The sequence below is a fragment of the Luteimonas gilva genome (assembly GCF_005239095.1).
Lineage (GTDB): Bacteria > Pseudomonadota > Gammaproteobacteria > Xanthomonadales > Xanthomonadaceae > Luteimonas_C > Luteimonas_C gilva.
Window position 1 is genome coordinate 385,628 of the sequence record NZ_SZUA01000002.1, and the last position, 13,709, is coordinate 399,336.

General features: G+C 66.2%; 9 protein-coding genes. 5 read left to right on the forward strand and 4 right to left on the reverse strand.

Going from position 1 to position 13,709, the window contains the following annotated elements; genetic code table 11:
• Positions 1–77: 77 nt before the first annotated feature.
• Positions 78–2,420 (reverse strand): YadA-like family protein, encoded by a 2,343-nt coding sequence (locus FCE95_RS09710; RefSeq protein ID WP_189644719.1) that lies wholly within the window; start codon positions 2,418–2,420, stop codon positions 78–80.
• 484 nt (positions 2,421–2,904) lie between these two features.
• Here FCE95_RS09710 and FCE95_RS09715 point away from each other — a divergent pair, with 484 nt between their 5' ends.
• The 4 genes from FCE95_RS09715 to FCE95_RS09730 all read left to right on the forward strand — a co-directional run bounded on the left by FCE95_RS09715 (position 2,905) and on the right by FCE95_RS09730 (position 9,158).
• On the forward strand, positions 2,905–4,302 hold the full coding sequence (locus FCE95_RS09715; protein WP_137266826.1) for a cytochrome ubiquinol oxidase subunit I: 1,398 nt from the start codon (positions 2,905–2,907) through the stop codon (positions 4,300–4,302).
• Positions 4,303–4,390: 88 nt separating this feature from the next.
• Entirely contained in the window at positions 4,391–5,404 is a 1,014-nt protein-coding gene (gene cydB / locus FCE95_RS09720; RefSeq protein ID WP_137267555.1) for a cytochrome d ubiquinol oxidase subunit II, read from the forward strand.
• A 240-nt stretch (positions 5,405–5,644) separates the two neighbouring features.
• Positions 5,645–5,899: a YcgL domain-containing protein gene (locus FCE95_RS09725; protein WP_137267556.1), complete on the forward strand. Its 255-nt coding sequence runs from the start codon at positions 5,645–5,647 to the stop codon at positions 5,897–5,899.
• On the forward strand, positions 5,892–9,158 hold the full coding sequence (locus tag FCE95_RS09730) for an ankyrin repeat domain-containing protein (RefSeq protein ID WP_137266827.1): 3,267 nt from the start codon (positions 5,892–5,894) through the stop codon (positions 9,156–9,158). Before FCE95_RS09725 ends, FCE95_RS09730 begins: the two co-directional genes overlap by 8 nt.
• Positions 9,159–9,237: 79 nt before the next feature.
• On the opposite strand, the gene FCE95_RS09735 is transcribed toward FCE95_RS09730, so the two are convergent.
• Both FCE95_RS09735 and FCE95_RS09740 read right to left on the reverse strand, forming a co-directional pair.
• The gene (locus tag FCE95_RS09735) at positions 9,238–9,702 is read right to left on the reverse strand and encodes an REP-associated tyrosine transposase (protein WP_137266828.1); all 465 of its coding nucleotides are present in this window, start codon (positions 9,700–9,702) and stop codon (positions 9,238–9,240) included.
• 169 nt (positions 9,703–9,871) lie between these two features.
• Positions 9,872–11,710: a monovalent cation:proton antiporter-2 (CPA2) family protein gene (locus FCE95_RS09740; RefSeq protein WP_137266829.1), complete on the reverse strand. Its 1,839-nt coding sequence runs from the start codon at positions 11,708–11,710 to the stop codon at positions 9,872–9,874.
• 97 nt (positions 11,711–11,807) lie between these two features.
• Here FCE95_RS09740 and FCE95_RS09745 point away from each other — a divergent pair, with 97 nt between their 5' ends.
• A complete protein-coding gene (locus FCE95_RS09745) occupies positions 11,808–13,022 on the forward strand; it encodes an NAD(P)/FAD-dependent oxidoreductase (protein WP_137266830.1) in 1,215 nt (404 codons plus the stop codon).
• Here FCE95_RS09745 and FCE95_RS09750 read toward each other — a convergent pair.
• Complete coding sequence (locus tag FCE95_RS09750; protein ID WP_137266831.1) at positions 13,003–13,533, reverse strand: GAF domain-containing protein; 531 nt, start codon at positions 13,531–13,533, stop codon at positions 13,003–13,005. The genes FCE95_RS09745 and FCE95_RS09750 overlap by 20 nt on opposite strands.
• Positions 13,534–13,709: the final 176 nt, after the last annotated feature.

Below are 13,709 nucleotides of genomic sequence, written 5' to 3' on the forward strand. Positions count from 1 at the left end.
TGAGCCAGCAGAGAACCACGATGCGGCCCGGCCGACCAGTTCCGGCCGCATCTCCCGTAACGAACCTGTCGGAACGCTTAGAGATCGAAGCCGAAACCGGCGTTGACCGCCTTCTCGCTGCCGCTGAAGGCGCCGCCCAAGGAGAACGAAGCGCGGTCGCCGATGTGCTTGCCGTAGCCGATCGCGATCGAACTCGAGCCGCCTTGCGCACCCACTCCGATAGCGAGGCGGCCACGCGCACCAGCGCCGGCCACCGCGTTGGCGCTCATGCCAGCGAGCGCCGCGCCCATGGCGTTGCCGCGATTGATGCGGGTATCGAGCTGGCCGATGCGGCGATCGAGGCCGTCCAGCCGCCGTTCGAAATTGCCCGCATCGAAGCCGGCCAGCTGCTGGATCCGCGTGTCGGTGTAGGCCTTGGCCGAAGACAGCGTGCTGGCGTCGCCCGCGTCGGCATGGGCGTTGGCTTCGGCCAAAGTTTGGCTGTCGCCGGCATCGGCGTACTCCTTGGCCGCGCCGAGCGTCTGCGCGTCGCCGACGTCGGCGTAGTCCTTGATCGCATCCAGGTCCACTTGGTTGACGCCATTGTTGGCTACCACCATGTCGGTGTAGGCATTCGCCGAAGCCAGCGTGCTTTGCAGGCCGGAATTGAGCTGCGCGACGTTGACGGCATCGGTGTCCGCTGTACCGGCGGCGACGTTCACGATGCGGCGTTCGTTGCCGACACTGCCGACCGACATGGTGTTGGCTTCAAGGGCCTGAGACCTGCTGCCGATGGCCACGCTGTCGTCTCCAGTAGCGAAGGCACCGGCGCCCAGGCCTACGGAACGAGCGCCCAAACCCCAAGCTCCCGGGCCGATGGCGGTACTGTGATCGCCAAAGGCGGTGGTCAGTTCGCTGTTCTGATCGGGTAGGCCATTGCCATCGGCGTCGAACCAACTGCCGACGGCAACGCTACTTTCGCCTTCAGCGAAAGTCAGGGTTCCGAAGGCGCTGCTCAATGTCCCATTGGCAACACTGCTAACGCCGATTGCGTTGCTGGCTGTGCCGTTTGCCAAAGTATTGTTACCTATCGCATTGCTAGCGATGCCGGTAGCTGTGTTGCCGCCTCCAATGGCATTGCTGGCATTACCGTTCGCCTGATTGGAACGACCGATAGCGCGACTATCACTGGCGCTGGCGAGGTTTTCAAAGCCCACCGCGAGAGCTCTATCGCCTGTGGCCTGCGTCGCCGCGCCGATTGCGACTGCGTTTTCACCCGAAGCTGTGGCCACCTCATTGCTGTCAGCGGAGCCGTCGCCGTTGAGATCCATCCAGCTGCCGAGCGCCAAACTACCCTCACCGCTAGCGGTAGAGCGGAAGCCCATTGCTGCACTGCGATCGCCGCTGGCGGTGTTGCCGAAGCCGACCGCAGTATTGCCAAGGCCGCTGGCGAGGTTGTTCGTGCCGAAAGCATTGCTGCCTGGGCCCTGAGTCGTATTGTTGAAACCGACCGCGCTGCTGAGCTCGTTGGTGGCCGTATTGCCGGAGCCGATCGCGTTACCGGCGAAACCGCCGGCCACATTATCGGTACCGATCGCAAGCGAACGGATCGCCATCGCCTGGGACGCGGCTCCGATCGCCACGGCGTGATCGCCCGAAGCTACGGTCAATTCACTGCTGGCGTCGGCGATATTGTCGCCATTGGTATCCAAGTCGAGATCCGCAATGCCGTTGCCGTTCAGGTCGAGCCAACTACCAAAAGCTTGGCTGCCTGAACCGATAGTCGTGGCACGGAAGCCGAACGCGCTGCTGTTTGCGCCATTGGCTTTGTTGTCAGTGCCAAAAGCATTGCTTCGAGAGCCCAAAGTTTCGTTATCGCGCCCGACTGCATTGCTGAGGAATCCAGCGGCAACATTGGTTGCGCCGATTGCGACGCCATTGACCGACTCAACTTTGTTGTTGCGGCCTAAAGCCGTTCCTCCCAAGCCATTCACTTCATTAAATAGGCCTACCGCTGTGCTGAAATTCTGATTGGCTTTATTTCCTACGCCGATAGCGCTGCTTTGGCCGCCACTAGCGGTGTTCTTGTTGCCGATTGCCTGCGACTCCGCGCCGCTGGCCGTGTTCGATGTGCCGACCGCCACGCTGTCCTGGCCCAAGGCCGAGTTGCCGCTACCTACTGCGCTCGCGCTCTTATTGTCGGCAAAGTTGTCGAAACCGAAGGCTGCGCTTTGCAAGCCGTGAGCTTCATTGCTGTTGCCGATTGCGGAACTATCCTCGCCTTCTGCCCAGTTAAATAGACCGAGTGCGCTGCTTTCAACGCCCTGTGACCAGTTTCCAAGACCCATAGCGCTACTGAAATCACCTTCAGCGGTATTGCTGGAACCGCAAGCCACTGCATCCATGCCGATCGCGGTGCTGCTGCCCGCATCTTCAGTCATGAGATCGCCATCGACCAGATCACAAGCTTGGCCTGCATGGACCGAAGGCGCTGCCAAAATGCCCAACAGAGCGATACTCAAAAGTAGCGGCCTGGGCTGGCGCGAAAAAGTAGAACACGAAGTCTTCATTGGAAGGGCCTGGACGGAGAAGGATGAGGCCTGGAAATCAGGCTCCATCAAAGACGCAAACTCCGGAAAAAGTGGCCATCGGACCGAAGCGAAGTTGCTTGCTGGCATTCAGCGTTCGCTTTCCGCTTCGAAAGGGCACTCATTGAGTCGGTGAAGCGGATCGACATTCGCAATGTGAGCTTTCGAGACGTCCGCTTCGAATTTTTCTTTTTTCATTAGAAGAGAGTTGCGATGGACTGGCAGACGTCGCGCGCAAAAAAACAGCACCAAGCCGGGATTTAGAAGATTTGCGATCTCCCCTGCTGCGGCGCACAATATGCGGCGCGGCACCACCCCGCGTGCCGCGGAGCGCGTCGTGGACGCATTGTTGCTGTCGCGGATCCAATTCGGGTTCGTCATTTCCTTCCACATCCTGTTCCCGGCCTTCACCATCGGCCTGGCCAGCTGGCTGGCCTTCCTGGAATGGCGCTGGCTGCGCACCCGCGACACCGCCTGGCGCGACCTGTTCTTCTTCTGGACCAAGATCTTCGCCGTGTCCTTCGGCATGGGCGTGGTGTCCGGCATCGTCATGAGCTTCCAGTTCGGTACCAACTGGGCCACGCTCAGCGAACAGGCCGGCAACATCCTCGGCCCGCTGCTCAGCTACGAAGTGCTGACCGCTTTCTTCCTGGAAGCGACCTTCCTGGGCGTGATGCTGTTCGGCTGGAACCGGGTCAGCGAAAAACTGCACTTCCTGGCCACCTGCATGGTCGCCCTGGGCACGCTGATCTCCACCTTCTGGATCATCTCCGCCAATAGCTGGATGCAGACCCCGGCCGGCTATGAAATCGTGAACGGCGTGTTCGAACCGGCCAGCTGGTGGCAGATCGTCTTCAATCCCTCGTTCCCGTACCGGCTGGCGCATATGGTGCTGGCCGCGTTCATCACCACCTGTTTCGTGATCGGCGGCGTCAGCGCGGCTTACCTGTTGCGCGGCAAGCACGTCGACCACGCCAAGCGGATGCTGAAAGCCGCGGTGATCTTCGCCGCGATCACCGTGCCCACGCAGATCTTCGTCGGCGATCAGCACGGCTTGAATGCGCTCGAGCACCAGCCGATCAAGGTCGCGGCGATGGAGGCGCATTGGGAACACCACCCGGGCGGCGTGCCGCTGGTGCTGTTCGCGGTGCCGAACGAAAAAAAGGAACGCAACGATTACGAAATCGCGATTCCCAAGCTCGGCAGCCTGATCCTGACCCATTCGATGGACGGCGAGATACAGCCGCTGAAGTCCGTGCCCGCCGACGAACGGCCGCCGGTGAAGCCGGTGTTCTACGCGTTCCGGGTGATGGTCGGGTTGGGCGTGGCGATGCTGCTGGTGGTGCTGGCTTCGCTATGGGCCTGGCGGCGCGGCAGGTTGTACGAGTCGCGCTGGGTGCTGCAGGGATGGCGGCTGCTGACGCCGGCGGGTTTCGTCGCGATCCTGGCGGGCTGGTACGTGGTGGAAATCGGCCGCCAGCCTTATGTGATCTACGGTTTGCTGCGCACCGCCGATGCGGTCAGCCCCACGCTCGCCGCGGCCAGCGTGATGGCCTCGCTGATCGTGTACGCCATCGTGTACGCCATCGTGTTCGGCGCAGGCACCTGGTATCTGCTGAAGCTGCTGCGCAAGGGCCCTCAACCGCACGAACCGCCGCCGCGGCGCGACCAGGGCGATAAGACGCCGGCGCGGCCGCTGTCGGCGGCGGGCGAGGCGATCGAGGAGAACGCGTGATGCGCGCACGCTTTTGTGGGAGGGGCTTCAGCCCCGACCGCCATGTCGGGGCTGAAGCCCCTCCCACAAAAGCGCCGTGCGCGAGGTAATGGCGATGGAATACTGGCTCCCCATCCTTTGGTTCGGCGTCATCGGCTTCGGCGTGCTGATGTACGTGCTGCTCGACGGTTTCGTGCTGGGCCTGGGCATCCTGGCGCCCTTCGCCGAGGACGAAAAACAGCTCGACCACATGATGAACACGGCCGCGCCGATCTGGGACGGCAACGAAACCTGGCTGGTCTTGGGCGGCGCCGGCTTGCTCGCCGCGTTCCCGAAAGCCTATGCGGTGGTGCTATCGGCGCTGTACCTGCCGGTGCTGCTGATGCTGATCGCGCTGGTGTTCCGCGGCGTGGCTTTCGAATTCCGCTTCAAGGCGCAGCGCAGCAAGCCGGCTTGGGGCGCGGCGTTCGCGTTGGGCTCGATGTTCGCCGCGTTCGCGCAAGGCGTGATCCTCGGCGCATTGGTCGAAGGCATGCCGCTGAACGGCGGCAAGTACCTGGGCGGCGCGTTCGGCTGGTTCAGCCCGTTCTCGATGCTGACCGGAATCGCGGTGGTGTTCGGCTACGCCTTGCTCGGTTCGACCTGGCTGATCCTGAAGACCGAAGGCGCGTTGCAGAAAGTGGCGCGCGGCCTGACCCGGCCGCTGGTGCTGGTGGTGGTCGCGTTCATGGGCCTGGTCAGCGCTTGGCTGCCGTTCCTGGACTCGCGGATCATGGCGCGCTGGTTCGAGGGCGGGAATTTCTGGTGGTTGGCGCCGGTGCCGGCGCTGGCTTTGCTGAACGCGTTCGCGTTGTGGCGCGCGGCGATGCGGCAAGGCCGCGACGCGGCGCCGTTCGTGTTGACGCTGTGCTTCTTCGCGCTGGGTTTCGCCGGCCTGGTGCTGGGGATCTGGCCGAACATCGTGCCGCCGGGGCTGACCATCTGGCAGGCCGCTTCGCCGCCGTCGTCGCAGGGCTTCGTGCTGGCGGGGCTGGTCGTGCTGCTGCCGGCGATCCTGGGCTACACGTATTGGTCGTACAGCGTGTTCAAGGGCAAAGTCGCGGCGGACGCGGGTTATCACTGACGCTGTTTCCCCCTTTGAAAAAGGGGATTAAGGGGGATTTGCTTTTGATCTTGCTTAGAGGACAGAGCAAGATCAAAAGCAAATCCCCCATCGCCTTCGGCGATTCGCCCCCTTTTCAAAGGGGCAAACGGCAAAAGTCCGAAGCGCGACGCGCGGCGGCGTTTGCGCGCAAAATCCGGCATAGATTCCCTATTTCCGGCCTTTCCGACACAATCGTCGCGGTTCCCCGCCGTGCCCCCGATGCAAGCCTACGTCTACAAGAGCCAGCGCAAGGACGATACCTACGTTTACCTCGCCCGGCGCGACGGTTTCGAGCAGCTCCCCGAACCTCTGCGCACCCAGTTGGGGCCGCTGCGTTTCGTGCTGGAAGTGGCTTTGACCACGGACCGCAAGCTGGCCCGCGAGGACGCGGCCGTGGTGCGCGAGAACCTGACTGCGCGCGGCTTCCACATCCAATTCCCGCCGAAATTGGCGCCGGAGCGCGCCGATGCCTGAGTTGAGGCGCGAAACGGCGGGCGCATTGGCGACCGGCATGCTGTTGGCCGTCCTGACCGGCTTCGGCGGCGTTATCGCCGCGTTGGCCGCCTGGCTGGCGCAGCCGGCGCTGGCGCTGGCGGTGTCCTGGTGGCAGGGAAGCCGAGGCCGGCCGGCTTTCGATGTCGCCGGCCGCAAAGCTTTGGCGCGCGAAGCCGGCGTCCTGCTCGCATTGTGGGGCGGAGGCCTAGCCTTAGCCGCGCTGTTGATCGCCTGGCCGCTGACCGGTTTGCGCCAGAGCGGCAGCCTGGGCGCGGCGATCGGGCTGAGCTTGGTGGCCGGCGTGATCTGGCTGGGCTTGTGGCGCACCTGGCCGGTGTGGCGTGCGATCGAGCGCAAAGGCGGCGATCTGCGCGATCGCTGGCAGCGTCTCGACGAAGTGCAAATCGGCATTTCCAGCGGATGGCGGCCGGCGAGCCTGGTCGCGGCGATGCTCGCGGCCGCCTTGGTCCTGGCCTGGCCGGGATTGCTGGCGCCGACCGTGCGCTGGATCGCGGCCGCGCTGTACGCGCTGGCGCTGCCGCTATTGCATTTCTTGCTGCAGCGTACGCAAGCGCCGCCGCTGGCCGTGATCGAAGAATTGCCGCACGACGAAGACGAAGCCGCGGAAACGGAAGACGAAGGCGAGCCGACCTCGGCCTTGTACGCGGCCGCGCGTTCCGGCCGGGTCGAGCGCGCGCTGGCGCTGCTCGAGGCCGGCGCCGATCCGCATGCGCTGCCGGCGACGGAAGATCGCGATCAGCGCACGCTGCCGCTGCTGGCGGCGGTATTGCCGGATTTGCGCTTGCTGCGCGGCTTGATCGCCAAGGGTGTGCAAGTCAACGAAGCGCACGCCGGCATGACGCCGCTGCTGGCAGCCACGCGCGACAGCTGGCACGGCCGTCCGGAAGCGGTGATGACGCTGCTGGCCAACGGCGCCGATCCGCGCGTGGCCGATGCCGACGGCAATACGCCGCTGCATCACGCCGCACGCAGCACCGATCCCGGCGTGGCGGCGCTGCTGCGCGATGCCGCCGCCGAAATCGACGCTTTGAATAACGAAGGCCAATCGCCGCTGGCGATCGCCTGCGCCGCCGGCAATTGGCGCCTGGCGCGTTTCCTGCTGGAGCGCGGCGCGCGCACCGAGCCTGCGCAAGGCCAGCCCGCGTTGCTGTCGGCCGCGGCCACCGACGAAGACGATCCGGCCGGCGTGCAGCTGCTGCTCAAGCACAAGGCCAAGGTCGACGCGCGCGACGCGCGCGGGCGCAGCGCGCTGCATGCGGCCAGCCTGGCCGGGCATGCGGAAATCGTCGCCATGCTGCTCGGCGCGGGCGCGGACGCGAAAGCGCGCGACGAAGCCGGGCGCACGCCGCTGCTCGACGCGGCGCAAAGCGGATCGCTGGCCGCGGTCGAACGCCTGGCCGAAGCGCATGCCGAGTTCGACGCGGTCGACGGCGAGGGCCGCAATGCGCTGATCCTCGCCGGCATTTCCGAACAAGCCACGCCGGCGTTGCTGCGGCGCTTGCTCGAGCTGGGCGCGGACCCCGGCCATTTGGACCGCGACGGCAAGCGCGCCATCGATCGTGCCGCCGAACACGGGCGTTGGGCGATCGTCACCGCGCTGGATCCCGATTACCCGTTGCCGAGCAACGTCGGCGACGCCGGCGACGAAACCCCGCCCGACCGCGCGCCGCTGGCGCTGCTGCGCGAAGCGCTGCACGAAGGGCGCGACGAGGGCAACGATGCGCTGGCCAGATTGCTTGGCCCCGCCGAGCTCGGCAGTCTGCTGCACGATGCCGAGTTGGCGCCGCCAGCATTCGCCTGGCTGCTATCGCGCGGCGCCGATCCGGAGGCGCGCGATGCGCACGGCGATAACGCCATGTTCGCGCTGCTGTCGCGCGGCCGCAGCGGTTTGCCGGCGCTGCACGTGTTTCTGCGCCGCGCCGTTTCGCCGGCCGGCGCCGGCGGTTTGGCCCGTTTCGTCGCCAGCTGCAGCGCCGAAGAACAAGCCGATCTGGCGCTGGAGTCGTGCGCGATCGACCTGCTCGAACGCGGCGCGGATCCCTTCGCGCCCGCGCCGTCCGGCGATCCGGCCTTGGCTTTGGCGGTGCGTCTGGGTTGGCTGCGCTTGGCCGACCGGCTGATCGCGCACGGCGTCGATCCCGACGCGCGCGACGCGCACGGCATGACGCCGCTGCATCTGGCCGCCGCGCTCGGCCGCGAGGGTGTGCTCAAGCAGCTGATCGCGCGCGGCGCCTCGCCCGATTTGCGCGCCGCCGACGGACAAACGCCGCTCGGCGTAGCGCTGTCGTCGGGCCGCCGCGATTTGGCGGATTGGCTCGATTGGCGCGGCTGGCCGCTGCCGCATCGCGCGCTGCAGCCCGGCGACGTGCCGGCGGCGGCGATCGTCGGCGATGCGGATGCGGTGCGGCGCTTGCTCGATCTCGGTTTGCCGGTCGACGCGACCGACAGCCAGGGCTGCACCGCGCTGCTGCGCGCGGCCGGCGGCGGCCATCGCGCCACCGTCGATCTGCTGCTCGCGCGCGGCGCCGATCCTGGCCGCGCCGCCAACAGCGGCGCCACGCCCTTGTCGGCGGCGGTGAGCATGCGCCAGACCGATATCGTCGACGGCCTGCTCGGCGCCGGCGCCGAGCTCGAACAGCGTTTGCCGGGCGACGTGACCGTGTTGATGCTGGCCGCGGCGCTCGGTTTGCCCGATCTCACCGCGCGCCTGCTCACCGCGGGCGCCAACGTGCACGCCAGCGACGCGCAAGGCCTGATGCCGCTGCATTGCGCGGCGCTGTACGGTTTCACCGCGCGCGAACGCCCGCGCTTGCTGGCCTTGTTCGATACTTTGCTGCTGGCCGGCGCCGAACCCGATGCCGCCGCGGCCGGCGGGGTGACGCCGTTGTTGCTGCTGCTCGGCGCACGCGCCGAACCGGGCACCGCTTGCGACGAAGACACCGTACTGGTCGCGTTGGACCGCCTGCTCGACGAGGACGTCTCGCTCGACGCGCAAGACCCGCGCGGCTTCGGCCCGCTGCACCTGGCCGCGTTGCACGGCCTGTTGCGGGTGACCCAGCGCCTGATCCGCGCCGGCAGCGACCCCGACCTGCGTGACGCGCTCAACCGCACCCCGCGCGAGATCGCGGTGATGCGCGGCTTCGTCGACGTCGCCGGCGAATTCGGCCCGACCCAGTCGGGTGTGTCGATGGCCCGGTTCCTGCGCGAGCCGCGCTGACCGTTTTGTGCCCTGCTTGCTCGTGTAGAGCGGAGCTTGCTCCGCTGCTCTGCTCTACCTTCAAATCGAATGGATCGGTTTAGAGACCCGCACAGTTTCGGATCCATCTGCTCCATTGATGCGGATAATCCTCTGTCTTGGCGACGATGCCGGCTCTGACCGGATTCAAGGCGATGTATCGCGCCTGCGCCCGCAGATCTTCATCGCTGCGCAAGTAGTGATCGTAAAAACCAGGCTGCCAGATGGCTCCGGAGGTGCCTAGCATCGAGTGGATGGCCCGTGCCGATCGCGACTTGAATCTTTGAAGACACGCTTTCAATGAACCGGAACGCAGTTCGACCAACCAGTGAATATGATCCGGCATGACGACCCATGCATGGCTGTCGACTAAACCCTCGTACTCGCAGCTATTGATCTCGTGGATGACCATGCGGGCTGCTCGGTCATCTTTGAACAATGGTGTGCGCCGATCGGTGACCGTCGTGACGATGTAAAAGAAGCCGACCTTGGATTGCCGGTGACGCGATAGTTTCGGGCTAGCCATGCCGACAAGGTATGGCCTGCGATCATCGGCGCTATCGGCGTTCCATTTGTCGGAGCGTAGGAGTATTCCCTTTGTATAGGGATTCACCTCGGCGACAAACAAGAGCAGCGGAGCAAGCTCCGCTCTACACGAACAAAAGCAACAGCGGTCGAAGCGAGTTGAACCGAACTCAACCCCGCCGCTCGGTCTCGTGCGCGACACCGCTGGCCACGCTCAGCACGTCGCTTTCCAGTTCGCCGACGATGTCGGCCTCGAACAGCTGCTCGAGTTCGGCGCGGCCCTGCTTTGCGGTCTCTAGCAAGGCGTCTTCGTCGTCGTAGATCAGGTGCTGGGTGGCGAGCAGGCGTTCGTCGTGCTCGCGGAACCGCTGCGCGCGGTCGACGGCGACATCGCGTGGCACGCCGAGCGAGACCAGCACTTCGCGGCCCATTTCCAGGCCCGAGGCGAAGGTCTCGCGGAACACTTCCACGCCCAGGTCCATCAATTGCCAGGCATGGCGGCGGTCGTGGGCGCGGGCGAACACTTTCAGGTCCGGATACAGCCGCCGCACCACGCGCGCGGTGCGCAGATTGGCTTCGGGATTGTCGATGGCGTCGATGAAGATCTTGGCCTGCGCCGCACCGGCGGCGCGCAGCAGTTCCGGACGCGCCGGATCGCCGTAGTAGATCTTGTTGCCGAAACGGCGCATGAAGTCGACTTGCTGCGCGTCGGTCTCCAGCGCCACGAACGGGATCCGCTGCGCGATCAGCAAGCGCGCCACGATCTGGCCGAAGCGGCCGAAGCCGGCGATGATCACCGGCGGATGCGCGTCGTCGGGCAAACGGTCGAACTCGCGCTCCTGCTTCGGCGCCGGGCGCAGGCCGATCGCTCGCGCGACCAGGATCATCAGCAACGGCGTCAGCGCCATCGACACGCCGACGATCGCGACCAGGCGGTCGTGCATGGCGCTGTCGATCAGCGCCGCGCGGTCGGCTTCGGTGAACACCACGAAGGCGAATTCGCCGCCCAGCGCCATCACGCTGCCCAATCGCAGCGCTTCGGCGGCGCTCAAGCCGCCCGGACGCAGGCCGACCGCGAACAGGATCGCGAACTTCACCGCCAACAGCGCGACCACGCCGATCAGGATCATGATCGGCTCGGCCACCACCCGGTCGATGTCGATGCTCATGCCCACGGCCATGAAGAACAGGCCGAGCAGCAGGCCTTTGAACGGCTCGATCTGCGATTCGATCTCGTGGCGGAATTCGGAATCGGCCAGCAGCACGCCGGCCAGGAACGCGCCCAGGCCCATGCTCAGCCCCGCGAGCTGCATCACCCACGCGGCGCCGAGCACCGCCAGCAGCGCGCTTGCGGTCAGCATCTCCGGCACGCCGATCCGCGCCGCGCCGCGGAACAATTGGCGCAATAGATACCGGCCGCCGACGATCACCACGCCGATCGCGGCGACGGCTTTCAGCGTCGCGATCCAGACCGGCTGCGATTCGGTCGAGGCGACGTGGCCGAGCAGCGGAATCGCCGCGATCAGCGGGATCGCCGCCAAGTCCTGGAACAACAGGATCGCGAACGCCAGCCGGCCGTGGTCGGTATTCAGCGTCTTGCGCTCGGACAGCAGTTGCAGGCTCACCGCGGTGGACGAGAACGCCAAGCCCAAGCCGATCACCAGGGCCGCTTGCCAACTCAGGCCGTCGAACAGCGCCAAGCCGCCGAGCGCCAGGCCCGACAGAGCCACCTGCAGGCCGCCGGCGCCGAACACCGACTTGCGCATCACCTTCAGCCGCGACAGCGACAATTCCAGGCCGATCACGAACAGCATCATGACCACGCCGATTTCGCTGGCGGCCAGCACCGGCGCGGCGTCGGCGATCACCTGGGCGCCGTCGGGGCCCAAGGCCACGCCCGCGGCCAGATAACCGAGCACCGCGCCCAAGCCGAAACGCTTGAACAATGGCACCGCGATCACCGCCGCGAGCAGGAACACCAAGGCCAATTGCAGACCGCTGCCGTGCATGCGCACCTCCTGCGCCGATTATGGCGCGTTACGCCCGCTCACGCCGCGCCGACACGTTCGCTGGCTTGATCGTGCCTCTTTCCGGCACGGCCGATGCATGGACCTGAAGAGCGGCTATCCCTGGTGGGCGGTCAAGAACGGCCTGATGCACGCTTTCCCGCGGCTGCGGGACGACCTGCGCTGCGACGTGGCGGTGGTCGGCGGCGGCATCACCGGCGCGCTGATCGCCGACGAACTGGCCGCGCACGGGCACGAGGTCGCGGTGATCGAACAACGCGACGTCGGTTGGGGCAGCACGGCCGCCAGCACGGCCTTGCTGCAGTACGAAATCGACACCCATATGACCGATTTGGCCCGGCGCTACGGCGAAGCCGATGCGGCGCTGGCCTACCGCGCATGCGCCGCCGCGATTCCGATGCTGGAGGCCGTCGCGCGACAGCTGCGCGACGTCAGGTTCGCGCGCAACGACAGCCTCTACTACGCCAGCAAGCGCCGGCATCGCCAGGATTTGCTCGCGGAATTCGCGATGCGCGAACGCCACGGCCTGCCGGTCGAATGGCTGGACCGCGCTGCGCTGCGCGAGCGCTACGGCATCGACGCGCCGGGCGCGATCCTGAGCGCGCTGGCCGCGACCGTCGATCCCTACCGCTTCGCTTACCGGCTGTTGATGCGGGTGCAGAAGCGCGGCGGCGGCGTGTACGACCGCAGCATCGTCGACCGGATCGAAACCGGTCCGCGCGGCGCCGTGCTGACTTGCATCGACGGCCCCCGCATCCGCGCCAAGCACGTCGTGCTCGCGGCCGGCTACGCGAGCCAGCGCTGGCTCAAGCCGCGGGTCGCGCGCAACCGCAGCAGCTACGCACTGGTGACCGATCCGCTGGATCCGGCGACGCTCGGCGCGTTCCGGCGGACGATGGCCTGGGAATCCGCCCGGCCCTATCTGTATCTGCGCACGACCGAAGACGATCGGCTGATCGTCGGCGGCGAAGACGACGCGATCGACGTCCCGGCCAAGCGCGACGCGCGGGTGGAAAAGAAAGCCGCGAAGCTGGTCCGTCGAGCGCAGACCTTGCTGCCGCAGGCCTTATTGCGGCCGGCTTTTTCCTGGGCCGGCACCTTCGCCGAGACCGAAGACGGATTGCCGTTCTTCGGCCCGCATCCGCAACACGGCCCGCGCGTCCATTTCGCGATGGCCTACGGCGGCAACGGCATCACCTACAGCGCGATCGGCGCGGGGCTGCTGCGCGCGTCGATCGAACGCCGCCGCCATGCGTTGGCCGCGCTGTTCGGCTTCAAGCGGCTGGAGCGTTGAACGCGCCGACTTCGCGCAAGCGGTGCGCACCGCGTTCGGCGATCGCCAGCATCGCGTGCTCGTGCGCCATGCGGTAGTAGTCGGCTTGCGGATGTTCGCTGTCCAGCACGCCGAACAAAGCGTCGCCGAACAGGATCGGCACCGCCAGTTCGGACAGGTTCGGCTGATCGTCGCTCACGTAGCGTTCGTCCAGGCGCGCATCGGCGGTGCGTTGCGGCAAGCGCAATTGCGCGCAGCGGCCGACGATGCCCACGCCCATCGCCAAGCGGATGCGCGATTCCAACATGTGGTGCGCGGCGCGTTTCGGTCCCCAGGCGGCTTGCTGGGTCAGCGTGGCGCCGCCTTCGTCCAATAGATAGACCACGGCATCGGCGAGCGCCAATTCCCGGCCGCAGAAATCGCACAGCGTCCAGGCCACGTCCTGCGAGGTCACTTGGCGGGACAAAGCCTGCGACAGCCCGGCGAGCCGGGCCTGGGCTTCGGCGAGGAACGTGGCGGCGGCGAGGGACATGCCGTTCCCGGGTCCGTGGAACGTTGGACGGAGAGTACTCCAAACGCGGGAAATGTGAGCGTTCGTAACGGCGCCGGATGGATCGAGGAAGCTTGCCGATCCGCCGAATAGCGGCCTCGGGAGCTCCGCAAGGCTTGCAGCCGTTCGCTTTAATTCGCCCTTAGTCGCCGAGCCTT

What these genes read in the sequence shown, in the direction of transcription:
- FCE95_RS09710 (WP_189644719.1), bottom strand. Translation starts at nt 2,420, where the DNA reads ATGACTGAAGATGCGGGCAGCAGCACCGCGATCGGCATGGATGCAGTG.
- cydB (WP_137267555.1), top strand. Translation starts at nt 4,391, where the DNA reads ATGGCGATGGAATACTGGCTCCCCATCCTTTGGTTCGGCGTCATCGGC.
- FCE95_RS09725 (WP_137267556.1), top strand. Translation starts at nt 5,645, where the DNA reads ATGCAAGCCTACGTCTACAAGAGCCAGCGCAAGGACGATACCTACGTT.
- FCE95_RS09730 (WP_137266827.1), top strand. Translation starts at nt 5,892, where the DNA reads ATGCCTGAGTTGAGGCGCGAAACGGCGGGCGCATTGGCGACCGGCATG.
- FCE95_RS09735 (WP_137266828.1), bottom strand. Translation starts at nt 9,702, where the DNA reads ATGGCTAGCCCGAAACTATCGCGTCACCGGCAATCCAAGGTCGGCTTC.
- FCE95_RS09740 (WP_137266829.1), bottom strand. Translation starts at nt 11,710, where the DNA reads ATGCACGGCAGCGGTCTGCAATTGGCCTTGGTGTTCCTGCTCGCGGCG.
- FCE95_RS09745 (WP_137266830.1), top strand. Translation starts at nt 11,808, where the DNA reads ATGGACCTGAAGAGCGGCTATCCCTGGTGGGCGGTCAAGAACGGCCTG.
- FCE95_RS09750 (WP_137266831.1), bottom strand. Translation starts at nt 13,533, where the DNA reads ATGTCCCTCGCCGCCGCCACGTTCCTCGCCGAAGCCCAGGCCCGGCTC.